This is a genomic window from Actinoplanes sp. G11-F43 (assembly GCF_050589265.1).
In the GTDB taxonomy this organism is placed as follows: domain Bacteria; phylum Actinomycetota; class Actinomycetes; order Mycobacteriales; family Micromonosporaceae; genus Actinoplanes.
This window is the reverse complement of sequence record NZ_JBNZCE010000045.1, coordinates 117,999-140,398: the sequence shown is the minus strand read 5'-3', so window position 1 is coordinate 140,398 and position 22,400 is coordinate 117,999. Positions and strand designations below refer to the sequence as shown.

Sequence of the window (22,400 nt, the reverse complement as noted above, 5' to 3'; positions counted from 1 at the left end):
TCCGACGCCGTCTCCCAGCGTGCCGGGCGGCGTTGAAGCCGCTCTCGACAGCCGCTCGACGGCGCCGGGTTCACCGGGGCGGTTCGGAGTGGCCGGCGTGTGCCGGGGTTCCCGGGTTCTCGCCCGGTTCCAGCACCACGAACTGGCCCATCATGCCGCGGTCCTCATGCAGCAACAGGTGACAGTGGTACATGAAAGGGGTGTTCCGGTCGGCGTGGCCGGTGAAGGTCACGGCCAGCCGCAGGACGGCCTCCGGCGGGTTGTAGACGGTGTCCTTCCAGCCGCTCAGCTCCGGTGGCGGCGGCGCCCCGTTCACCGACAGGACCTGGAAATGGCCGCCGTGCAGGTGGAAGTTGTGCGGCCGGGGGAACGGGCTGACCACCTCCCACACCTCGGTGGTGCCGCGCGGCACCCCGAAGTCGATGCGGTTCATGTCCATCGCCTGGTTGTTGATCAGGTTGCCGGCCATCTCGAAGCGCCGCACCACCGCGTCCGCGGCCAGCGTGACCTCGGCCGGCGGCGCCAGCGTGGCGGCCGGCACGGGGGAGGCGCCCAACGACGCGGCGGCCCGGAACTGCATGATGTCGAGACGGTCGTCGCCGCCGGTCCAGCGTTCGTTGAGCGGATCGAGGCCGAGATCCGGCGGATAGCTGCGCAGCACCACCTGCTCACCCGGCCGGAAGGCCACCACGATCTCGGCACGCTCGCCCGGGGACAGCCGGATCCGGTCGGTCGGGTGCGGTGCCGCGAGCAGCCCGCCGTCCGTGCCGACCAGTGCGAACTCGCGGTCGTCGGCGAAACCGAAGTCGTAGACCCGGGCGGTGGACGCGTTGACCAGGCGCAGCCGCACCCGCTCGGTGGTCACCTCGAAGAACGCTCCGGGAACACCGTTGACCAGCACCGTGTCACCGAGGATGCCGACGTCACCGAGCGCGGAGAAGTCCTCGTCGAACTGGTTGCCGCTGTCGAAGTTCTTGTCCTGCACGATCAGTGGGACGTCGTCGACGCCGTACCGGCCGGGAAGGCCGCTCGCGGCCGCCTGCTCGTCGTCGTCGATCAGCAGCAGCCCGGCCATTCCCCGGTTGACGTGGTGGGTGGTCGCGCCGTGCGGATGCGGGTGATACCACAGGGTGGCGGCCGGCTGCTCGACCTTCCACCGGGGCCGCCAGGTCTGGCCCGGCGGGATCGACTGGTGCGGGCCGCCGTCCATGGCGGCCGGCAGCAGGGCGCCGTGCCAGTGGACGGTGGTGTCCTCCGCGAGGCCGTTGCGGACGTCGATCTGGACGGTGTCACCGCGGCGAACCCGGATGGTCGGGCCGAGGAAGCCCTGATCGAAGCCCCACGTGGTGGTCGGCGGGCCGGGGCGCAGCTGCCGCTCACCGGCGGTGGCGTGCAGCTCGAAGATCGTCCGCCCGTCCTGGACGCGGCCCGGGGCCAGCGGGGGGATCGTCAGCGGCCGGTCGAAATCCACCTTTCCGGTGGTGTCGGTGTCGGCCAGGGCGTAGACCACGCCGCCGGCCGCGGTGCTCGCGGCGAGGACGGCCGGAACGCCTATCAGGAGCCCTTTGAGGATGCGGCGCCGGGTGGACCGGCGTGGTTTCGAGGTGTTCTCGTCCGTCTCGGATGCGGTCGGCGCGTCCTGGATCGACGCGCTCTCGGCCGGCTGAGCCAAGGCGTCTTTCCCCCGTCTATCGACTGTGGACTTCACAATGTCAGCGCGATGCTACTGCAAGTGAATGGATCTGGTGGGGCAGCCCCGGGCCGCGCTCCGGACCTCGTCGTGCAGTTCCGGCGGCGGCTGTTCGTCGAGCACCTCGACGTAACCGTCCTCATCCTGGTCGAACACGTCCGGCGCCCGGTAGACGCAGAGACTGGCGACCGCACAGGTCTCCTTCGTGGCTCTGACGCGCATCGTCACCCCTGTCGGTCGACGGCCCCGCCGGTGCCGGGCCGGTGCCGGACCAGGGTGACCGCCGTGACTCGAGCACCGGTCCAGAGCCGGCGGTGACGATCGGGGCATGACTGACACCGCATCCCCGCCGGGCTCCTGGATCCTCCGGCTGGGCAACGCCTTCTCTGAATCGCAGGCCCTGCTCACCGCTGCGGAGCTGGATCTGTTCACCGCCCTGCGGGACGGCCCGGAGACCGAGCAGGAGCTGTGCCGCCGGACCGGACTGCACGGCCGCGGCGCCCGTGACTTCCTCCAGCTGCTGGTCCGGCTCGGTCTGCTGACCTGCACCGGCGGCCGGTACGCCAACACCGCGGACACGGCCCGGCACCTGGTGGCCGGCGAGCCCGGATACCTCGGTGGCTTCCTGCGCGGGGCGCGGTCCAACCTGTACCCGGTCTGGGGCTCGCTGACCGACACGCTGCGCACCGGCCGCCCGCAGTCGTCGCCGGACTCGTTCACCGCCATGCTCGACGATCCGGCGGCGCTGCGCCGGTACGCCGGCATGATGGACGGCACCCTGCGCCCCCTGGTGCCGCTGCTGCTCGACGCGGTGGACTGGGCGGCCCACCACGACGTCCTGGACGTCGGCGGCTGCCGGGGCGCTCTGGTGGCCGCCGTCGCCGAACGCCATCCCACCGTCGCCGGGCACGTCTTCGACCTGCCGCAGCTGGGCCCGGTCCTCGCCGAGCACATGGCCGCGTCCGGGCTCACCGATCGGGTGACGTTCCACGCCGGTGACTTCCGCACCGACCCGCTGCCGGCCGCGGACCTGATCGTATTCGGTCACGTGCTGCACAATTGGGACCGCGGGCAGCGTTCGGCCCTCGTCCGGTCCGCGTTCCGGGCACTGCGCCCGGGCGGGCTCCTGGTGGTGCACGACCGGATGCTGGACCCGGCCGATCCGGGTGTCGGGAATCTGGTGGCCAGCCTGACCATGGCCCTGGTCACCGAGGAGGGCGGCGAATACCCGGTGGCCGAACTGGAGGAGACGGCGCGGTCGGCCGGGTTCGCGTCGGTGTCGGCCCGCCCGCTGGGCCACGACGAGACACTGGTGTGCTGTCACAAGGCCGCCTGACACCGGACATGCCGCAGGGCCGGGACCACTACGGATCCCGGCCCTGCGGCGGTCTTGCTCAGGCGGTCTTGCGGGCGATGACAAGCGTGTCGTCGTCGCCGAGATCACGGCTCTCGGCATCGGCGAAACCGGCCCGCAGGCAGTGGCCGGTCGCTTCCGCCACGGTGTACTCCGAGCCGCCGTCGGTGACCAGCAGCATGTCGAGGCTGATCACCAGGTTCTCCACCCGGCTGGAGGCGCGGTCCAGCATCCGGTCGTAGATCAGCAGCGTGCCGCCCGGCCGGACACTGTCGAACGCCTTCCTGATCAGGAACTCGCGCTGGCCGGCGTCCCAGTCGTGCAGCACGTGCCCGAGGACCACCACGTCGGCTGGCGGCAGCGGATCGGTGAAGAAGCTGCCGCCGTGGAAGGTGAGCCGGTCGCGCAGACCACGCTCGGTGGCCAGGCCGTCGAAGAACGGCTCCATCTGCGGCAGGTCGAACACGTGCCCGGCCAGGTTCGGGTTCGCGGCGACGATCTGGGCGGCCAGCGCGCCCCGGCAGCCCCCCACGTCCAGCACCGAACCGTAGCGGTCCCAGCCGTCCCAGGCGGCGATCAGCTGCGGGCCCAGGGTCCGGGTCAGCGCGTCCATCGAGTTGATGAACTGACCCAGGATCCGCGGGTTCTCCACCACCGCGTCGAAGCTGCTGCCGGACTGGGGCTGCCCGGTGCGCAACGCGTCGGCCAGCCGTCCCCACGCCGGGTACAGGTTGCGGTTGGACCGCTCCAGGAAACCGCCGATGTAGGTGGCCGCCCCCCGGACCAGGAACCGCCCGGCCCCGGCGGCGTTGCGGTACCGGTCGCCGTCCCGCTCCAGCAGGCCCAGCTCGACCAGCAGGTCCAGCCAGTCGGACAGGCCGCGACCGTCCAGACCCAGTTTCTCCCGGATCTGCCCGAGGTCGGCCGGACCCGCGCTCAGGGTGTCGAACAGGCCCAGTTCGACCGCCGTGAGCAACGCCTTGGCGTCACAGAAGGAGTTGGCGAGCCGGATGATCCCGGCCGGCCGGCTGACGTCGTTCGCATGGATGGTCATCTGACCCCGCTTCTACGTGGTGGACATCTCGGTAGCACTGACATCGATCTTCTTCATCGACCAGCGCGCGATCCGCAAGGACATCTCGATGGCATCGGTCGCGTACGCGACCATGTCGCGCTGGTATCCGGCCATCGCCTCCGGCAGCGGCACCCGGCCGTCAGCGGCCGCCGTCAGTGCCGCGCACAGGCCGGCGGCGTCGCGCAGCGCGGTGTTCGCGCCCACCCCGCCGGTCGGTGGCATCAGATGCACCGCGTCACCCAGCGGGACCACCGGCCCGGCCGGCCACGGTTCCACCGGGACGGTGGCCCGCAGCGCCAGCGGGTACGTCTCCGCCGGCTCGGCGTGTGCGAAGACGCCCCGCAGATCCGGATGCCAGCCGGTGGTCCGCTCCAGCACCAGGTCCCGCAACTGCGTCCCGGTCATCGCGAAGAACCGCTCGTCGTCGATGCCGAGCACGTCCTGATGCACGCTGAAGACCGACATGTAGTAGTCACCGCCGTCGCCGAGGTCCAGACCCGGCCACAGCCGTTCGGCCGCGTGCCGTGGCGGCGTGCGGAACACCATCGGCATCAGCGCCAGCCGGAGCCCGTCGCTCGCGGTCACGTTGAGGAACCGGTCCCGCAGCCGGTGCGGTAGGCCGGCCCGGTGCGCCGCCGCCCGCGGCGTGCGCGACAGGACCGCGCGTACCCCCATGTCGCGCACATTGCCGGCCGGCTGGGCCTGGGCGCGTACCGCGGAGTGCGCCCCGTCCGCCGCGATCAGCAGGTGCCCGGTGGCCCGGGTGCCGTCGGCGAAGTGTGCCACCACGCCACCGGCGCCGGTCTCGTACCGGGTCAGGCGCTTACCGAACCGGACCGCGTCCTCGATGCCGGCGAGCAGCACCCGGCGCAACGTGCCCCGGTCCACCGCGTCGATCTTCTCCGGCCGGTCACCGCGCGGGTCGTCGAAGGACGGCGCGGGCATCGGCGTCAACCGTTCGTCGTACGCCTCCAGCCCGCCCTGATGCCGGTCGTTGGCGGTGGCGACGAGCAGGTGCAGCACCCGGGTGGGCAGGCTGGCCCGCAGAGCCGCCTCACCGTCCGGGCTGATCCGCAGGCGGTAACCCTGCATCCGGCCGTCCGGCGTGTCGTCCCGCTCGAACACCGTGACGTCGTGGAAGCCGGCCTGCCGCAGGCCCTGCGCCAGGCACAGCCCGCCGATGCCGCCACCGGCGATCAGCACCCGCGCCGCGCGGCCCGGGAAATTCGGGACGTCCATGTCAGCCGAACACCACGGCGGCGATACGGTCCAGGTTCTCCGGGTCGGCGCTGCACGGCAGCAGCAGCAACTCGTCGCAGCCGTTGGCGGCGTACCCGTCGACGACGTCGCGCAGCACGTTCTCGTCGGTGATCGCACCCTTGGCCAGGTGCTGGACCAGGTCGCCCATGTAGGCGTAATAGCTGCGCATGTGCTCGTCGGCCACCTGCCGGCCGTTCTCGCCCAGCGAGACGTAGCAGTTCGCCCCCATTCGCGGGGTGCCCTCGCGGCCCTTCGCGGCCCACAGCTCCTTGACCTTGGTGACCAGGTCCGGGTACTTGTGCGGCGGCCCGCCCGGGGAGATCCAGCCGATGCCGTACTCGGCCGCCCGGCGCAGCGCGGCCGGTGACTGGCCACCCACCCAGAACGGAATGTCACCGTTGGTCGGGCGGGGGCCGACACCGGGAGCCGGGCCGTCCCCGCGCCACACCGCGCGCAGCTGCTCCATGGTCTCGTCGAGACGCCGGCCGCGGTTGCCGTATTCGGTGCCGGTGGCCTCGTAGTCGTCGGCGCGGGCACCGGACGAGACACCGACGACGAGTCGTCCCTCACTGATCCGGTCCAGACTGGCCAACTGCTTGGCCAGCTCCACCGGGCTGGGCCGGTAGGCCGCCAGCAGGATGGCCGTGACCAGCTTGATCCGCTCGGTGACGCCGGCCGCGGCGGCCAGGGACACGATGCTGTCGTAGTTGTCGTAGACCATCCGGTCGACCACCGTCAGGCTGTGGAACCCGAGGGCCTCCGCACGGCGGGCGAACTCGATCAGCTGGCGGCCCCGGGCTCCGGGCACGGTGGTGGGCAGGCATACGCCGATATCCATCGTTCTCTCCTCGGGTCGCGCCTGGCGAAGGATTCGCCGCCGGCGCAGGATCACGCCCGGCGAAGGATTCGCGTCCGGCGCAGGATCGCGTCTGGCGAACGCGGCCAGCTTGCCGAGCCCGCCTGGGGCAGCGGTCGAGAGCCGGTCGATGCGGCCGTGCCGGTCCGGTGGCCGCGGCGCCGGATGGACCTGACCTCGACCCGGGCTGCGGCCATCCGTGACATAACTCCACTCGGCTCATCAGCACAGGCCGGTCGACAGCCGGCCGCGGACCTGGAGGACAGAGCCCTGAGACTCGGAGCGATCATTGAGTGGGCGGACGACCTCGCCACGTTCCGCCAAGCCGTCCGGCTCGCCGACGAGCTGGGCTTCGACATCATCGGTGTCGGCGACAGCCCGGCCCGGGCCTATGAGATGTACGTGTCGCTGACCGTGGCGGCCCAGGAGAGCCGGCGGGCCATCCTCACCCCGATGGTGACCACACCGTTCTTCCGGCACCCGGCGGCGACCGCCACCGCGGTGTCCACCCTGTACGACCTGACCGGCGGCCGGGCGATGCTGGCGCTGGGCAACGGCGGCAGTGTGCGGCGCATCGTCGGCCGGTCACCGGTGGCGTCGCCGCGGGAGCTGCGCGACTACCTGGTCGCGGTGCGGGCCGTCCTGGACGGCGACTCGGCCCGGGTCGACGGTTTCGACACCGAGCCGCTCACCCGGACCCGCTCGATGCCGGTCTTCGTGGCCGCCGACTACCCGAGCACCCTGCGCCTGGCCGGTGAGCTGGCCGACGGCGTGGTGACCACGGTCGGGACGTCGGCCGAGCGGGTGGCCCGCAAGGTGGAGGTGATCCGCCGGGCGGCCGAGGAGGCGGGCCGGGACCCGGCGTCCGTGCAGGTGTGGGGCTTCAGTTTCGTATCGGTGGCCGGCACCCGTGAGGAGGCCACCGGGGAGATCGGCGCCGCACTCGCCTCGGATGTGGCGTTGCGGCTCAAGAGCCGCCACATGCGCTCGCAGGTGCCGGCTGATCTGCTGCCCGCGGTGGCCGAGATGGAGCGGCGTTACGACGTCTGGGACCACACGGTCGGCGGCAAGAACGCGCAGCTGCTGGAGGAGCTGGGCCTGGTCGACCTGGCCCTGTCGATGACCGGTGTGACCGGTGACGTCACCCAGGTGGCCGACCATCTCGAGACGCTGTCGGAGGCCGGGCTGACCGGACTGTTCGCTGCCCTTCCCCCGCTGGCCGACCCGCTGCGCACGCTGCGCGGGCTGCGTGCCGCGGCCGGCTGAGCCACCGGACGAGGACGAGCCGGGCGCCTCCGCTGTCGTGCGGAGGCGCCCGGCTCGTCCTCTTCTCATTCGGTGGGGCGGACCGCCAGGCCCAGCTGTGGCCGCATGGTCAGGTACAGGCCGTTGACCGCGTTCGCCGGATCCATCGGCGACTTCTTCATCTCGTGCACCCGGTTCAGGTTGTTCAGCGGGTTCGGATCACCGCTGGTGGCACCGCGCAGATGCTGCTGCACCACGCCATAGGCGTTCTCGGCGTCGTTCAGGTCGGCGATGCCGGTGATGATCCGGTCGAACGCGGCCTGCACGTCGAGCTGGTCGCGTTCGTCCTGGCTGAGCCGCTGGGCGTTGTAGAAGTGGTAGTCCTTGCCCCGGTAGCTGTCGTAGAAGACCGAGACCAGGACCAGCAGCCGTTCGTACGAGTGCCGGTAGACGGTCTCGTAGAACGTGTTCGCCTCCTTCTCCTCCACCTCACCGCGCAGCACGCTGGAGAGGCTGGCCGCGGCGAGCATGCCGCTGTAGGTGGCCAGGTGCACGCCGGTGGAGAGCAGCGGGTCCAGGAAGCAGGCCGCGTCACCGGACAGCAGATAGCCGGGTCCGGCGAAGGACTCCGAGACGTACGAGTAGTCCTGCTCGACCTTCATGCCGCTGACCTGTTCGGCGTTCTCCAGCATGCCCAGGACGGTGGGACACTGCTGCAGGGCCTCGTCGTACACCGCCTGGATGTCGCCGAGCCGCTGGCGGTTGTCGTTGAACAGGTCGCGGCTGGTGACCAGGCCCACACTGAGCGTCCCGTCGTGCAGCGGGATGGCCCAGAACCAGCCCTGCGGCAGCGAGCAGACGGCGATCGCGCCTTCCGGCCCCTCGGCCAGCGGTGTGGCGCCGCGCCAGTACGACCAGGCCGCGACGTTGCGGAACACCTGGTGGAACCGGCGGCTCTGCAGGTGCCGGGTGGCGAGCACCCCGGCCCGGCCGGACGCGTCGATCACGTGCCCGAACTCGATCCGGCCGCCCGCCCCGGTGTTCTTGGTCTCGAACCAGCGCGCCGCGACCGCCCGGTCGCCGTCGAACTCGATCTCCCGGACGCTCACCCCCTCGTGCACGTCGACGCCCAGCTCCCGGGCGTGGTCGAGCAGGATCTGATCGAACTCGCTGCGGACGACCTGCCACGCGTTGGTGTTGTCGTCGCCCTGGTCGCGGAAGGCGACCTCCCACTTCTCCGGCCCCCAGTGGAAGAAGGCGCCGCCCTTGGGCTGGAAACCGTGCGCCTCGATCTTGTCCCACACACCGAGCAGCTCGAAGATGGGACGGCAGGAGGGGAGGATGGATTCTCCGATGTGGTACCGGGGGAAGCGGTCACGCTCGAGGAGCGTCACCTGGAACCCCTGCTTGGCCAGCAGGCCGGCCGCGGTCGCGCCGGCCGGCCCGCCGCCGATGACAAGGACCTGGGTGGATTCACGCATGCCGGTATCGTGCTGACCCGGCGTCCACTGGCGGTGGTGCGCCGATCGAGTGTCAGCCGCCGGCCGGGTCGGTGTTGCGGGCCATCGGGCGGCCGTCGAAGGTCTGGGCCCGCAGATCCTCCTCGGCGGTCTGCTCGACCCGGGCCATCGTGTGGCGCAGCAGCGGCGGGGCCATCAGCGACGTCACGATCGCGACCAGGATGATCACGGTGTAGATCTCCACGCTCAGCACGCCGAGCCGGAGCCCGACCATCGCGATGATGACCTCGATGACGCCCCGGGCGTTCATGCCGGCACCCAGTGCCAGGCCCTCCCAGTGGCTCATCCGGCTCCAGCGGGCGCCGAGGTAGGCGCCGGCGAACTTGCCGACGATCGCCGCGGTCAGCACCACCAGGCCGGTGACCACCACGACCGGATCGGCCAGCGCGGTCAGGTCCATCCGCAGACCGGCGAGCGAGAAGAACAGCGGGGCCAGGAACGCCAGCACCGTCGCGCGCAGTGGCGCCAGCCGGTGATGCGCCAGCACCCCGCTGTTGCCCAGCACCATGCCGCAGACGAAGGCGCCGAACACCGCCTCCAGCTTGGCCGCCTGGGTCAGGGCCGCCGCGGTGAGCACCGCCACGACCACCACACCGATGGTGGTGGCGCTGCCGTCCGGGCCGTCGGCCCGGTCCGCCCGGCGCAGCAGGCCGCGCATCGGCGGCCGGAGCAGCAGCGCGACCAGGAACACGCCGATGATCGAGCCGACCGACAGCAGGACGTTGCCGAACCGGACGCCGGTGGTCGCCATCGCCGACACCACCGACAGGGTGGCCCAGCCGACGATGTCGTCGATGGTCACCGAGCAGAGGATGATCTGGCCGACGTTGCGGTGCACCATGCGCAGGTCGGTGAGGGTCTTGGCGATGACCGGGATGGCACTGACGGCCATGGCGACGGCCAGGAACAGCGCGAAGGTGTTCCGTTCGGTGGTGTCCGGGATCAGCGACGCCGGGACGAGCAGGCCGATCCCGACGCCCAGCGCGGCCGGCAGGATCAGCCCGCCGATGCTGACTTTGGCGACCGTGGACCCGCGGCGGCGTACCAGGGAGAGATCGATGTGCGCGCCGGTCAGGCCGACCAGGAGCAGGACGCCGACCTGGCCCACCGCCTCCACCATGTGGAAGGCGGCCGCGTCCGGTGGGAAGATCCGCGCGGCGGCCGCCGGGCTGATCGCGCCCAGCACCGACGGCCCCCAGAGGACACCCGCACACAGTTCGCCGACGATGGGGGTGAGACCGATCCGCTGGGTGAGCCGGCCGAGCAGCAACGCGGTGATCATGAGTAGGGACAGCTGGAACAGGAACGTCCGCAGATCGGCTCCGTCGATCAGGGGCATGATGGCTCCGTTTCGGTGGGCGCCCGGACGGACGACAGTCCCGCGCGGCGGGCCGGGCGGGACTGTCGTGTGCCGGGAGGTGCTCAGGACTTCAGGCAGGGTCCCTCGTACGCGCCGATGTTCGGCGTGGTGGCCGAGACGCTGAACCCGAAGAAGTCCTTGCCGCCATTGGCGGCCACCGGGGCGCCCGCGTCGATGGCCGGTGAGCCGCAGCGCAGCGCGAGACCGGCCGCCGGCAGAGCTCCGGGGTTGACGAACTTCGGGTTACCGGTGACCGATCCGGTGGCGCCGGACGGCACCTCGGCGGCGTTGAGGAACAGGTTGTTGCGGTAGGTGCTCTCCGGGGCCTGGAAGGTCGCCCCGGTGGGCAGGCCGGCGAAGATGTTGTTGGTGAACTCGATCGACGGGTGTGGCTCCAGGGTGCCGACGAGGTTCGCGGCGTTCGGCGAATACACCGTGTTGTTGTAGAACCGGGCGTTGCTGACCGCGTTGTCGCAGCCGGCCGCGACCACCGGGATGATGAATCCGCCGAGGTCGAGGTCCTTGTCGTTCTCGCTGATGTTGTACCGGATGATCGAACCGTCGGCGAACGTGCCCTGCGGGGCGCAGTAGAGGACGAACGGCCCATTGTTGTCGTGGCTGTAGTTGTACTGGTAGACGATGTCCTTGGTGGCGGCGTCGACGCTGAACGAGAACGACGGCGGCATGGCCGCACCACCGGTGATCTCGTTGTGCTGCATGATCGCCCGGTCCGCGTTGTAGGCCAGGACGGCGGCGTGCGACTGCGACGCCCGCAGCCCGAATCCGTCGACCTTGTTGTACTCGGCGACGGCGTCCACGGCGTTCATCATCAGGATTCCGTCACCCCCCAGGTCGGACAGGACGTTCCGGGAGATCCGCAGATTGGTGACCGGGACGTACGAGTTGTGCCCGCCCGGGAAGAGGTCACGCTGGGACCACTGGGAGAGCGTGCCGATGCCGATGTTGTCCACGCCGGACACGGTGTTGCGGGTGATGGTGATCGCGTCGAATCCGGTCGGGGTGACCGAACCCTGTGCCTCGAACAGGATGCCGCCGCTGTTGTCCAGTGTCGGATCGAGGCAGTCGCAGCCGGGAACGTCGTGCACGTACACGTTCTCCACCAGGTAGGACCGGCCGATGCCGAAGTCCTCCAACTGGATGTAGAGGCCGGTGCGGGCGGTGCCGTCGGCCGGCCCCGGGTTGGTGATCTCCAGATCCCGGATCTGCCAGCCCTGCACGTTGCGCAGCAGCACGGTGGCCCGGCCGCCGGTGCCGACGATCTTCGGCCGGGCGCCGTTGCCATAGGCCCCGAGCTTGATCGGCGCGGCGGTCGTGCCGGACCCCTTTGGCTGGAGCACACCGGTGCAGGTGGTGCCGCGCTTGAGGGAGATCGAGTCGCCTGGCTTGAAGACCACCTGGTTGACCCGGGCGAGGGTCTTCCAGGCCCGCTCCGGTGCGGTCCCGTTGGCGGCGTCGTTGCCGGCGGAGCAGTCCAGGTAGTACGCGGTGGCGTTGCGGGGTGTCGCATCGGCGCCGGTCGCCCCGATGGTGAGGGCCGCCGCGCCGGTGACGGTTGCCATGAGAATCCGGCCTCCGATGCGTCTGAGGGAGCGGATACGGGAAGTGACGAGTGGCATGGTGTTCTCCAATACGCTGATCGACGCTGGCCGGAGTGTGGGGGACCGGCCTCGCTGATCAGTGGTGCTGCGGCAGTGGCGAACACGCATAGTCAGCAAGTAGCAACTCAAAGTCAGCGGCGGTCGAGAACAGCTCGAAGAACTCCCGCCGCTGGGCGCCGGTGGCCCCCGCCGCGACCGCGTCCGCCATCGTCAGCAGCGCTTCCAGATAGTCCGCGAATCCGTCGTGCGCCCGGAACTGCGCCACCCAGCGGGCGTACCGGGTACCGCCGGCCGCGGGACCGGCCAGCTCCCGGGAGACCTCCAGATGAAACCAGGACATCGGCAGCAGCGCCCCCACCATCCCCGGGAAACTCGCCGTCACCGGGGCGGCGAGCAGGAACGACGCGTACGCCCGCACCACCGGGTCGGCCGGCCCCGCCACCGGGCCGGCGCCGACGCCGGGCAGCTCGGCCCGCAACCGCGGCAGCGAACCGAACGTGGCCGCCGCGGCCGACGACAGCAGTTCCCCGTGCCCGTCGCCGGGAGCGGCCGCCGCGCCGCGAGCCAGCGCCCGCGCGTACGCCGGCACCAGGAAGGTGGCGTCCTGCGCCGCGAACCGGGCCAACTCCGCCGGCGGCAGGGTACCGTCGCGCAGCCCCCGCCAGAACGGATGCGACCGGATCCGGGCCAGCACCGGATCGGCCCGCCGGCGCAGCGTCCGCCGGGCCGGCACCCGCGGGCCGGTATGGCCCACGGGTGCCGTCCGCGGCACCGTCATGACCCGGCCACGGCCGGTGCCGCCGCCCCGGTCACCGCGGCCAGCACCGCGGCCAGCACCCGGTCCGGCTCGCCGGAGCCGTCGGCGGCCCGCCACGCCACGAACGCGTCCGGGCGGACCAGGACCGCACCGTGCGATCCGATGCCGTACCGGGCGGCGAAGTCCCGGTCCGGATCCACCACGTCACCGCCCGGCCCCACCCGTACCGTCCGCAACGGCACCCCGGCCGCCGCCGCGGCCCGTTCCGCAGCCGCCGCCCAGACGGTGTCCTCAGCGGTGGTGAGCAGGACGAACGACGACCAGAACAGATCGATGGTGGACTGCCGGCCGGCCGGCGAGCTCAGCCACACGTGCGGCGCCCGGGTCCCCGGCTCACCGGTCAGGGTCAGCGGGGAGGTCAGCACCGGAGGCGAGTCGGCGGCGACCACCGCCCCGGACCGGTACCGGTAGCCCAGGGTGATGATGATGTCGTCGACCATCTGACGGCGGGTGTCCTCGTCGGCGTACCCGTGCCGGATCCGGTTGCGCACCATCGCCTGCTCGGCCATCGCGGTGCCGACCGCGTGCCGCTCGCCGTGATAGCTGTCCAGCAGATCCGTCCCGGCCCAGCCGCGCATCACCGCGGCCAGCTTCCAGGCCAGGTTGTGCGCGTCGTGGATCCCGGTGTTGGCGCCGAACCCGCCGGCCGGCGGGTGCACGTGCGCGGCATCACCGGCCAGGAACACCCGGCCCACCCGGAACTGCTCGGCCACCAGCTGGGCGCCCTCCCAGGGCACCTTGTCCAGCACCTCGACGGCCATGTCCGGCCGGCCGGCGGCCTCCCGGACGATCGCCACACACCGCTCGTCGGTGAAGTCCTCCGGCTTCTCCCCACGCTCCGGGTGATAGACCGGCGCGGCCAGCCACGGATCGCGGCCGTGCAGCCGGGACAGCCCGGTCATGGTCCCGCCGACCGTCGCGTAACAGAGGATGAACGGCCGGTCGGCCAGGATCCGCTCCAGCTCCGGCGCCCGGAAGTAGATGCTCAGCGCGTTGAAGACGGTGCCCAGACCGGAACGCCGCACCCCGAGGATCCCGCGGACCGTGCTGCCCGCCCCGTCGGCGCCGACCAGATAGCGCGACCGGACGGTACGCACGGCTCCGGTGCCGACGTCCTCCATCGAGGCGGTGACACCCTCGTCGTCCTGCTCGACGCCGATCAGCCGCTGCCCGAACCGCACACTCGCGCCGTACTCGATCGCCTTCTCGGTCAGCACCACCTCGTAGCGGTCCTGGCCACAGCCCATCACCAGCTCCGGGCTGATCTCCGGGCCGTCCAGCGACGGTGCCTCCAGCACCACCGCGTCGGCGATCTCCGCATACGTGTTGACCCGCAGGATCCCGCCCTCGAAGAAACGGTGCGAATCGCCGATCTCCAGCGCCCGGATCTCCTTGCCGATCCCGGCCGCCCGGAACAGCTCCATGGTGCGCGCCTGCAGGCCCGGTGCCCGCGGCAGCCGGGAGGTGGCGGCGCGCTTCTCCACCACGGCGGCCCGGATGCCGTGCCGGCCCAGGAACAACGCCGTGGACAGGCCCACCGGCCCGGCGCCCACGATCAGAACGTCGACGTCCTCGTCGTACATCAGGAACCCTCCCGCGCGGGAACGCGGCTCGCGGCCGCGGCCTCGACCAGACCTTTGATCCGGTTCATCTGGATGACCGTGTTGCGGTTCAGGTGCGCGCTCATCGCGTCGTCGTCGACCGGCGCCTGTGGCCGCATGTGGAAGTCCTGCCGCCAGCGCATCCGGACACCCTCGTCCACCTGCTCGTACGTCCAGTGGATCCGCATGAACTCGAACGGCCCGGTCTCCACCCGGTGTGCCCGGACCTCCCGGGTCAGCGGGTCGGCGGTGCGCCGCGACACCCAGCTCCAGACCGTGCCGTCCTCGTCCGGGTGCATGGTGAGCCGGAACGTGACGGTGTTCCCGTCACGTTCCAGGACCTCGGCCGCGGCGTACTCGCTGAACAGCTGTGGCCACGCCGGCACGTCGTTGGTCATCTCCCAGACCAGGTCCATCGGCGCGCCGATCACGATCGCGTTGTCGGTGTGTCCGGCCATCGGGCCGTCTCCTCTCATCGCCGTCCGGCGGCCAGCACGACCGCCGCGTTGAAACCGCCGTATCCCCGGGCCACCACCAGCGCGGTCCGCAACCGCGCCTCCCTGGGGGCGTCACGAACCAGGTCGAGCCGGTAGCCCGGGACCGGCGCGGTGACACCCACCGTCGGCGGGATCACCTGGTCCCGCAGCGCCAGCAGAGCGGTGGCCAGGTCCAGGGCCGCCCCGCCGGCGTAGAGCCGGCCGGTCATCGTCTTCGGCGCGGTCACCGGCACCCCGCCGGCACCGAACACCGTGGCCATCGCGGCCGCCTCGGCGGCGTCCTGCTCCGGAACCCCGCTGGCGTCGGCGAAGACCACGTCCACCTCGTCCGGGCGTACCCCGGCATCGGCCAGGGCCAGCTCGATCGCCCGCCGCAGCCCCGGCTCCCGGCTCGAACCCGGCGGTGGGTCGAACGTGGCGGCGTGCCCGGTGATGTACCCGTAGACCCGCGGAACCCGGCGTTCCCGGGCGGTCTCCCCGTCCTCGACCACCAGCATCGCCCCGCCCTCGCCGGGCACGTACCCGGCGGCCTCGGCGTCGAACGGCAGGTACGCCCGCGCCGGATCGGCCCGTGTGCTCAGCGCCCCGTTGCTCAGCTGCGCGGTCAGCCCGTACGGGCACAGCGACGCGTCGGTGCCCCCGGTGACCACCAGGCCGGTGCCCTGCCGTACCAGACTCCGGGCCTGTCCCGCCGCGTCCAGCCCACCGGCCTGCTCGGAACAGATCACCCCACACGGCCCGCGCATCCCGTGCCGGATCGAGATCTGCCCGGTGGTGGCCGCGTAGAACCAGGCGATCGACTGGTACGCGCCCACCCAGGACGGGCCCCGGCTCCACAGCCGCTCGATCTCCCGCTGCCCGAACTCGGTGCCGCCGGACGAACTGGCGGTCACCACGGCCATGTCGTACTCGCCGTAACCGGCGTCGTCGGCGCCGGCGTCGGCGAGCGCCCAGGCGGCCGCGGTCAGCCCCAGATGCGTCCAGTTGTCGGTCTGCGGGATCAGCCGGTTCGGCACCAGGCCCTCGGCGGTGAACCCGTCCACCTCCCCGGCCAGCCGCACCGGATATCCGGCCGGATCGAAGCGGGTGATCACGCCGATCCCGCTGCGCCCGGCCAGGGTGGCCGCCCAGTAGTCCTCGGTGCCGAGACCGTTCGGCGCGGTCACGCCGATCCCGGTCACCGCCGCCGTCCGGCTCACGACGCGCCCCCGCGGTCACGGGTGATCACCATCGCGGTCTGGAAACCACCGAAGCCGCTGCCCACACTCAGCACCCCGTCGATGCGGTGCTCCCGGGCGGTCAGCGGGGTGTAGTCCAGATCGCATTCGGGGTCACGCCGGTGCAGGTTCGCCGTCGGCGGCACCACCTGATGCTCGATCGCGAGAGCGCACGCGGCCACCTCGATCGAGCCGATCGCGCCCAGCGAATGCCCGACCATCGACTTGATCGAGCTGACCGGCACCCGGTACGCCCGGTCCCGCAGCGCCTTCTTGAACGCGGCGGTCTCGTGCCGGTCGTTCTGCCGGGTGCCCGAGCCGTGCGCGTTGATGTAATCGATGGCGTCGGCGGACACCCGGGCGGCGTCCATCGCCTGCCGGATCGCCTCGGCCATCTCCCGGCCGTCCGGCTTCAGACCGGTCATGTGGTAGGCGTTGCTGCGGCCGGCGTAGCCCGCGATCTCGGCGTACACGTGCGCGCCACGGCGCCGGGCCGCCTCGCGCTCCTCCAGCATCAGCACCGCGGCGCCCTCACCGAGCACGAATCCGTGCCGGTCGGCGTCGAACGGCCGGGAGGCGTGCTCGGCGTCGTCGTTGTCCGGCGACGTCGCCTTGATCGCGTCGAAACAGGCCGAGGTGATCGGTGAGATCGGCGCGTCGGTGGCACCGGCCAGCACCACATCGGCCCGGCCGGACGAAATCAGGTTGGCGCCGTTGCCGACCGCGTCCAGCCCCGCCGTACAACCGGTGGAGATCAGGCCGACCGGCCCCTCCGCACCGGCGGTCCACGCCACCTCCGCGGCCATCGTGCTGGGCACCATGTAGCCGTAGAGCTGCGGGACGCCGTACGCCGGATCGACGTGCCAGCGCCGGCCGCGGTCGCTGACCACGACGTACTCCTCCTCCAGGCCCATCGTGCAGCCGACCGCGCTGCCCAGGCTGACACCGATCCGCTCCGGCGCCACGGTGCCCGGATCCAGCCCGCTGTCGGCCAGCGCCTCCCGCGCCGACACCACCGCGAACTGCGCGGCCCGGTCCATCCGCCTGATCTCCCGCGGAGTCAGGCCCTGCGCCGCCGGGTCGAAATCGCACTCGGCGGCGATCCGCGACCGGAAGCCGGTGGCGTCGAACAGCGAGATCGGCCGGGTCGCGGTCCGTCCGGCGGTCAGCAGCTCCCAGTACGCCTTGGTGCCGATCCCGCCGGGCGCGACCACTCCGATCCCGGTCACCACCACGCGCCGCTGACCGGTCATCGAGGCGGCGCCCCGACGTCGAGCTGGCCCAGCGACTCCCCGCCGGCCGGCAGCGGCTCGGTGTCGACATGACCCAGTTCCGGGCGCGGCGCCAGCGGCGACAGGTGGAACACCGCCCGCACGTCGGCGTCACCGTCGTTCCACACCCGGTGCCGTTTGCCGATCGGCACCACGAAACCCTCACCGGCGTGGACCGGAAACGTTCCGAAGCCGTCGACCCGGGCGGTCAGCGTGCCGCTGGTGACGAAGACGAATTCCTCGGAGTACGGGTGGTAGTGCTCGGCCACGTACTCGCCGGGCCGAACGGTCAGGGTGCCCAGGAAACCGGACGTGGTGGCTGCCGTCTTCGGGCTGAGCACCACCCGGATCTCACCACCGCGCCGGCGGTTCGGGGCCACGTCGGCGGCCGCCACCACGGGAGACACGGCGGGTGCGGTCGTGTCGCTCACTTGTCCGCCTCCCAGACATAGAACGGGCTGGCCATGGCGTCCTTCGGTTCCTTCCAGTCCGGGTCGTACGGCCGGATGTGGTGCGACAGCTCCTCGTTGATCTGCCCGTACAACGGGTGCGAACGAGCCCGGTACAGGCTCGGTGAGATGTCCTCGTCGGCCTCCACGAGATGGAAGTAGAGGTCGTGGAAACGGAACAGGGTGCGGCGGGAGACGCCGATCAGGTGCGGCAGGTCGGTGGCGTCCGACTTGGCGAAAATCCCGGCGACGTCGTCGGCTTTCTCCGGAGCCATCCGGGCGACGATCAGCGTGCGGTGCACTTTGCGGCCCCTCTCGATCGGGTGACGCGGCACATGATGTGCGGCCCGGATAGCCGCCCGGTCGAAACTTGCTCGAACCCGGGCGACCTAGGGATTGCCCTAGTGGCAGCGGTCCGCCGGCACGCCGGATAGTGGCTGCGTGTCTACTACCGAGGACGCTCGTGACGAGCACCGCATCGTGGTGACCGGCTTCGGCGTGGTGTCGAGCATCGGCTCCGGCCGGGACGGATTTCTCGACGGCCTGCGTGCGGGCCGGTGCGGGGCCAAGCCGATCAGCCGCTGGGACGCCACCGCCTTCCCGCACTACAACGCCTGTGAGGTCACCGACTTCGAACCGGCCGACGGCCTGCGGCGGGTCTCTCCCAAGGAGACCGGCCGGGTGGCCGCGCTGGCCGCGGTGGCCGCCCGGATGGCGATGGCCGACGCTGGATTCCCGCTCGAGACGGCCCGTGCCGAACACGGCCTGATCGCGGTCGGCACCACCTGTGGCGAGTCACTGGAACTCGACGCGGTGGCCGAGGCCGAGGTCCGCGACGAGCACGCCCCGCTGGCCGCCGAGTCGGCGCGGCTGCTCGGCCCGGGCCGGCTCGCCGCCACCGCCGCCGCCGAACTGGACCTGCGCGACGTCGAGACGGTGACCATCCCCACCGCGTGCGCGGCCGGTAACTACGCCATCGCGTACGGCGCCGACGCCATCCGGGCCGGTGAAGCCGACTTCGCGCTCTGCGGCGGCGCGGACGCGGTGAACCGGATGGCCTTCGCCGGATTCTTCCGGATGGGCGCGATGGCCACCGAACGCTGCCGCCCGTTCGACCGTGACCGCGACGGCACCATGTGGGGTGAGGGATCCGCCTCACTGGTGCTGGAGAGCCTGGCGCACGCCCGCCGTCGCGGCGCCACCATCCACGCCGAGGTTCTCGGGTTCCAGCTCAACTGCGATGCCGACCACCCCACCGCGCCGGTACGCCAGCGGGTTGCCGCCTGCATCTCCGGCGCGCTGGCCGACGCCCGTGTCGATCCGGCCGACCTCGACGTGATCTTCGCGCACGCCACCGGCACCAAGGCGAGCGACCCGATGGAGGTCGGCGCGATCCGCGACGTCTTCGGGGACACGGCGCTGCCACCGATCGTCGGGCTCAAGTCGATGATCGGCCACACCATGGGCGCTGCCGGGGCACACACCTGCATCGCCGCGATGCTGGCCATGCGGCACGGCTTCCTGCCGCCCACCGTCAACTTCCAGAACCCGGACCCGGACTGCGTGATCGACTGCGTGCCGAACACCGCACGCCCGGCCCGGATCCGTACCGCCATGGTCAATTCGCTCGGCTTCGGCGGCAACAACGCCGCGGTGGTGTTGCGTGAGTTCTCCGACGGGATCGAGGGAGCGAACCGATGAGCATCGTCATCTCCGGCATGGCCGTGGTCTCCGGGCTCGGCAACGAGACCGCCGATTTCGTGGCCGGCCTACCCGCCGCCCGTGCCGGCGCCCATCCGGTGCGCGTCACCGAGGCCGGCGACGACGACTTCGGCACCACCCGGCGGGTACGCCTGCGTGAGCGCGCCGCGGTCCTGGCGGTCGGCGCGCTGACCAAACTCGCCGCCGGGTTCGACCTGTCCGGGGTGGCCCCGGCCCGCCGCGCCATCGTGCTGGGCAGTGCCACCGCCGGTTTCGAGTCGTACATGGTGGTGGCGAAGGGCTCGCTGGCCGGTGCCAAACCGTACTTCGTCGACCACAACCGGATGCCGCCCGCGATCATGAATTACACCACCGGGCAGGCCGCCGTGAAGCTGGAGCTGCACGGGCCGAACGTGACCGTGACGGCCGGCCGGGCCAGCGGGCTGGCCGCCCTGACCTGCGCCCGACGGCTGGCCGCCGCGGGCCGGGCGGACGTGGTGCTGGCCGGTGCCTTCGAGGAGGTGACCGACCGGCGGCTGCGGATCGAGCGGGCCACCGGCCGGGCGTCCGGCGCTGTCGCGGGGGAGGGGGCCTGCCTGTTTGCGGTACAGACCGCCGAGGCCGCGGCGCGGCTGGGCCGGCCGGTGCTGGCCGAGTTGGCGTCCACCGCCGCCGGCTTCTTCACCGACCCGGCGGACGCCCCCGAGACACTGGCCCGGACCGTGGCGCGGGCGCTACGGCTGGCCGGAACCGATACCGCCCGGATCGGCGCGGTGGTGCGCGGCGCACCAGGCGACGGGCCGCTCGCCCGGCACGAGCAGGCGGTGCTGGCCACCCTGGCGCCGGGCGCGCGGGTGCTGGATCCGGCGCCGGCGGTCGGTGACACGTACGGCGCCCTGTCGGCCTTCGGGGTCGCCACCGCGATCGTGGCCGGCACGACCGGGGACACCCTGGTCACCTCGATGGACCCGGACGGTCAGGTGGCGGCCGCGGTGCTGCGGACCCCCGGATCAGACGCCTGACGCACACGTGCAGAACGGGCCGGTGGCGTGCACGATCGCCTCGGCCCGGCTGTGCACCCCCAGTTTGCGGAAGATCCGGGTGAGGTGGAACTCCACGGTGCTGCGGGAGATCCGCAGCTCCCGGGCGATCCGGTCGTTGCCGAGCCCGGCGCACACCCTCCGCAGCAGTTCATCCTCGCGGACGGTGAGCGGGGAGTGTGCCGCCGGCCGGCCCGGCGGCGGCCGGCCGACCCGGAATCCCCGGTCGTGCAACCACAGCGCGGCGACGACCTCGCGCGGGTCGGCCGCGCCACCCAGATAGATGTCGTATCCGTCGGCCGGCCACCGCCCGCCCGGGTCGACGACCGCGATCCGCAGCCGCGGTGAGCCCGCCGCCCGGAGCCCGGCGGCGAGGGCGTGCACCGCCGCCGGGCCGTCCGGGCCGGACACCGCGAGCAGCCAGTCGACCGGGTGCGGGCACGCCGTCGCGGCGGCGTCCACCAGGGTGCACGCCGCCGCGAGAACGTCCACTTCCGTGCCCGGCCAGCTGCCGGTGAGCACGACACGCCCGGCCGTGGGCCGCTCACGCATCTTTCGAGTGCAGCCGGACCAGGCCGACGACCGCCTCGAGATCGGTCATCTTGGGCAGGTCGGCATCCGGGATACGCACGCCCATCTGCTGCTCGATCCGCGCCAGGATCTCGATGACCAGCATCGAATCCGCGCCGAAGTCGTTGACGAAGCTGCCGGACCGGGTCAGTTCCCCGGGCTCCAACTCGAGCGACACGGTGACGATCTCGGTCAGCTGAGCCAGCCACGCCGGATCGCCGTCCGGTGCCGGATCGCTGTCCGGTGCCGGCTCCAGCCCGAGAGCCTGCCCGATGATCGCCGCGGCCTGCTCGTTGCCGTGGTCGGTGAAGTGCACGGTGTCGGCGAACGAGTCGCCCTCGAAACGGCCGGCGGCCAGGTTCACGAACGTGATCCCGAGCTCGGCGCAGCCGTCGGCGAACCGGGCGGCGTAGGCGTCCCAGTTCTCCTCCACCGCGCTGTGCAGCATCCCGAAGACCGGCGCGGCGAAGTCGTAACGCTCCTTCTCCGCCTCGGTGAACTCCCGGAACCGGGTGGTGGCGAGCGGCTGGAGGCAGAACACCACGCGTGCGTCGTCGCGGGCGGCCCGGGACAGCACCGCGAGATCCCGCAAACGGCGGTCGGCGGCCAGCTCCATCCGGGCCTTCACCTCGGCGAGATCCCAGGCCGGAGTGGTACGGCGGGGACGCCGCCGGTCGGCCAGATCCGGCACCTCCCGCCCGCCGGCCAGGATGGCCAGGTCGAACATCGGCACATGGGTGAGATCCTCGAAGGTCCGCTCGTAGGACACCGTGCCGTACAGGCCGGGCTGCTCGATGGAGCCGATCAGGTTCACCAGATCCGGGCCACCGCCGATGACGGTGATCGTGCTCGCCTGATCGAGGAACGGTACGGCCACCACCAGCTCCTGCAACGACACCGCCGCGCACAGGCCCAGATTGAGCTGCCGGGTGCCGGTGCGGTGTGCCAGGTACGACGCCAGGGTGCCGCGGTCACTGCCGGCCGCCAGCGAGAAGGCCACCGAGTTGCCGAGCACGATGCCGCCGCCACCGTCGGCCAGCCAGGACGCCGAGCCGACCGGCCCGAACGGCGAGTCGGACAGCCGGAACCCCTCCTCATCGGTGTTGATCACCTCTCCGCGCAGACCCGGAGCCAGCGTGAACCCCAGGAACGGGTGCAGGTAGAGGTCGATGCCGTGCCGTTCCAGCAGCATGCCGCCCCGGTGTCGCCGGGCGAAGGTGTCGTGGTCGAAGGACGGGCTTGGTGTCATGGTCACTCC

Annotated in this window: 20 protein-coding genes and 1 pseudogene; 4 read left to right on the top strand and 17 right to left on the bottom strand. The window is 71.8% G+C overall.

Annotated features, from left to right (window positions below; all coding sequences use genetic code 11):
- Positions 1-70: 70 nt before the first annotated feature.
- On the bottom strand, positions 71-1,672 hold the full coding sequence (locus ACQ0O7_RS39110; RefSeq protein ID WP_430790381.1) for a multicopper oxidase family protein: 1,602 nt from the start codon (positions 1,670-1,672) through the stop codon (positions 71-73).
- Positions 1,673-1,723: 51 nt separating this feature from the next.
- On the bottom strand, positions 1,724-1,912 hold the full coding sequence (locus tag ACQ0O7_RS39105) for a ferredoxin (protein ID WP_430790379.1): 189 nt from the start codon (positions 1,910-1,912) through the stop codon (positions 1,724-1,726).
- Positions 1,913-2,018: 106 nt separating this feature from the next.
- Here ACQ0O7_RS39105 and ACQ0O7_RS39100 point away from each other — a divergent pair, with 106 nt between their 5' ends.
- A complete protein-coding gene (locus ACQ0O7_RS39100; RefSeq protein ID WP_430790377.1) occupies positions 2,019-3,026 on the top strand; it encodes a methyltransferase in 1,008 nt (335 codons plus the stop codon).
- A gap of 58 nt (positions 3,027-3,084) precedes the next feature.
- On the opposite strand, the gene ACQ0O7_RS39095 is transcribed toward ACQ0O7_RS39100, so the two are convergent.
- From ACQ0O7_RS39095 to ACQ0O7_RS39085, 3 genes are read right to left on the bottom strand one after another with little or no spacing between them, the layout of a single operon-like run.
- Entirely contained in the window at positions 3,085-4,098 is a 1,014-nt protein-coding gene (locus ACQ0O7_RS39095) for a methyltransferase (RefSeq protein ID WP_430790375.1), read from the bottom strand.
- A gap of 12 nt (positions 4,099-4,110) precedes the next feature.
- Positions 4,111-5,358: an FAD-dependent oxidoreductase gene (locus tag ACQ0O7_RS39090; protein WP_430790373.1), complete on the bottom strand. Its 1,248-nt coding sequence runs from the start codon at positions 5,356-5,358 to the stop codon at positions 4,111-4,113.
- 1 nt (position 5,359) lies between these two features.
- Entirely contained in the window at positions 5,360-6,217 is an 858-nt protein-coding gene (locus ACQ0O7_RS39085) for an LLM class flavin-dependent oxidoreductase (protein WP_430790371.1), read from the bottom strand.
- A 156-nt stretch (positions 6,218-6,373) separates the two neighbouring features.
- On the opposite strand from ACQ0O7_RS39085, the gene ACQ0O7_RS39080 reads away from it, so the two are divergent.
- Positions 6,374-7,501 carry an LLM class flavin-dependent oxidoreductase gene (locus ACQ0O7_RS39080; RefSeq protein ID WP_430790369.1) on the top strand — a complete coding sequence of 376 codons (1,128 nt, stop codon included), beginning with the start codon at positions 6,374-6,376 and terminating at the stop codon, positions 7,499-7,501.
- A 65-nt stretch (positions 7,502-7,566) separates the two neighbouring features.
- On the opposite strand, the gene ACQ0O7_RS39075 is transcribed toward ACQ0O7_RS39080, so the two are convergent.
- The 10 genes and pseudogenes from ACQ0O7_RS39075 to ACQ0O7_RS39030 form a co-directional block, all read right to left on the bottom strand.
- Positions 7,567-8,961: an NAD(P)/FAD-dependent oxidoreductase gene (locus tag ACQ0O7_RS39075; RefSeq protein WP_430790367.1), complete on the bottom strand. Its 1,395-nt coding sequence runs from the start codon at positions 8,959-8,961 to the stop codon at positions 7,567-7,569.
- A 52-nt stretch (positions 8,962-9,013) separates the two neighbouring features.
- Positions 9,014-10,339 (bottom strand): cation:proton antiporter, encoded by a 1,326-nt coding sequence (locus tag ACQ0O7_RS39070; protein WP_430790365.1) that lies wholly within the window; start codon positions 10,337-10,339, stop codon positions 9,014-9,016.
- An 83-nt stretch (positions 10,340-10,422) separates the two neighbouring features.
- Positions 10,423-11,940, bottom strand: a complete 1,518-nt coding sequence (locus ACQ0O7_RS39065; RefSeq protein WP_430790363.1) for a choice-of-anchor Q domain-containing protein — start codon at positions 11,938-11,940, stop codon at positions 10,423-10,425.
- A gap of 115 nt (positions 11,941-12,055) precedes the next feature.
- The gene (locus tag ACQ0O7_RS39060) at positions 12,056-12,733 is read right to left on the bottom strand and encodes a TenA family protein (RefSeq protein ID WP_430790361.1); all 678 of its coding nucleotides are present in this window, start codon (positions 12,731-12,733) and stop codon (positions 12,056-12,058) included.
- Positions 12,734-12,753: 20 nt separating this feature from the next.
- A complete protein-coding gene (locus ACQ0O7_RS39055) occupies positions 12,754-14,379 on the bottom strand; it encodes an FAD-dependent monooxygenase (protein WP_430790359.1) in 1,626 nt (541 codons plus the stop codon).
- Positions 14,379-14,852 (bottom strand): annotated as a pseudogene (locus tag ACQ0O7_RS39050) (SRPBCC family protein); the annotation flags it as partial. The pseudogene ACQ0O7_RS39050 and the gene ACQ0O7_RS39055, both read right to left, overlap by 1 nt.
- 17 nt (positions 14,853-14,869) lie before the next feature.
- On the bottom strand, positions 14,870-16,093 hold the full coding sequence (locus ACQ0O7_RS39045; RefSeq protein ID WP_430790357.1) for a ketosynthase chain-length factor: 1,224 nt from the start codon (positions 16,091-16,093) through the stop codon (positions 14,870-14,872).
- On the bottom strand, positions 16,090-17,364 hold the full coding sequence (locus ACQ0O7_RS39040) for a beta-ketoacyl-[acyl-carrier-protein] synthase family protein (protein ID WP_430790355.1): 1,275 nt from the start codon (positions 17,362-17,364) through the stop codon (positions 16,090-16,092). Before ACQ0O7_RS39040 ends, ACQ0O7_RS39045 begins: the two co-directional genes overlap by 4 nt.
- Complete coding sequence (locus ACQ0O7_RS39035; protein WP_430790353.1) at positions 17,361-17,813, bottom strand: cupin domain-containing protein; 453 nt, start codon at positions 17,811-17,813, stop codon at positions 17,361-17,363. Before ACQ0O7_RS39035 ends, ACQ0O7_RS39040 begins: the two co-directional genes overlap by 4 nt.
- On the bottom strand, positions 17,810-18,133 hold the full coding sequence (locus ACQ0O7_RS39030; RefSeq protein WP_430790351.1) for a TcmI family type II polyketide cyclase: 324 nt from the start codon (positions 18,131-18,133) through the stop codon (positions 17,810-17,812). Before ACQ0O7_RS39030 ends, ACQ0O7_RS39035 begins: the two co-directional genes overlap by 4 nt.
- Before the next feature lie 139 nt (positions 18,134-18,272).
- Between ACQ0O7_RS39030 and ACQ0O7_RS39025 the strand changes: the two genes are divergently transcribed.
- Positions 18,273-19,532, top strand: coding sequence for a beta-ketoacyl-[acyl-carrier-protein] synthase family protein (locus tag ACQ0O7_RS39025; protein WP_430790349.1), 1,260 nt, complete (start codon positions 18,273-18,275; stop codon positions 19,530-19,532).
- Positions 19,529-20,554: a beta-ketoacyl synthase N-terminal-like domain-containing protein gene (locus ACQ0O7_RS39020; protein WP_430790347.1), complete on the top strand. Its 1,026-nt coding sequence runs from the start codon at positions 19,529-19,531 to the stop codon at positions 20,552-20,554. The genes ACQ0O7_RS39025 and ACQ0O7_RS39020 overlap by 4 nt, the downstream gene beginning before the upstream one ends.
- Here ACQ0O7_RS39020 and ACQ0O7_RS39015 read toward each other — a convergent pair.
- Entirely contained in the window at positions 20,543-21,124 is a 582-nt protein-coding gene (locus tag ACQ0O7_RS39015) for a helix-turn-helix transcriptional regulator (protein WP_430790345.1), read from the bottom strand. The two genes, ACQ0O7_RS39020 and ACQ0O7_RS39015, sit on opposite strands and share 12 nt — an antisense overlap.
- Positions 21,117-22,391 carry a phosphopantetheine-binding protein gene (locus ACQ0O7_RS39010; RefSeq protein ID WP_430790343.1) on the bottom strand — a complete coding sequence of 425 codons (1,275 nt, stop codon included), beginning with the start codon at positions 22,389-22,391 and terminating at the stop codon, positions 21,117-21,119. Before ACQ0O7_RS39010 ends, ACQ0O7_RS39015 begins: the two co-directional genes overlap by 8 nt.
- Positions 22,392-22,400: the final 9 nt, after the last annotated feature.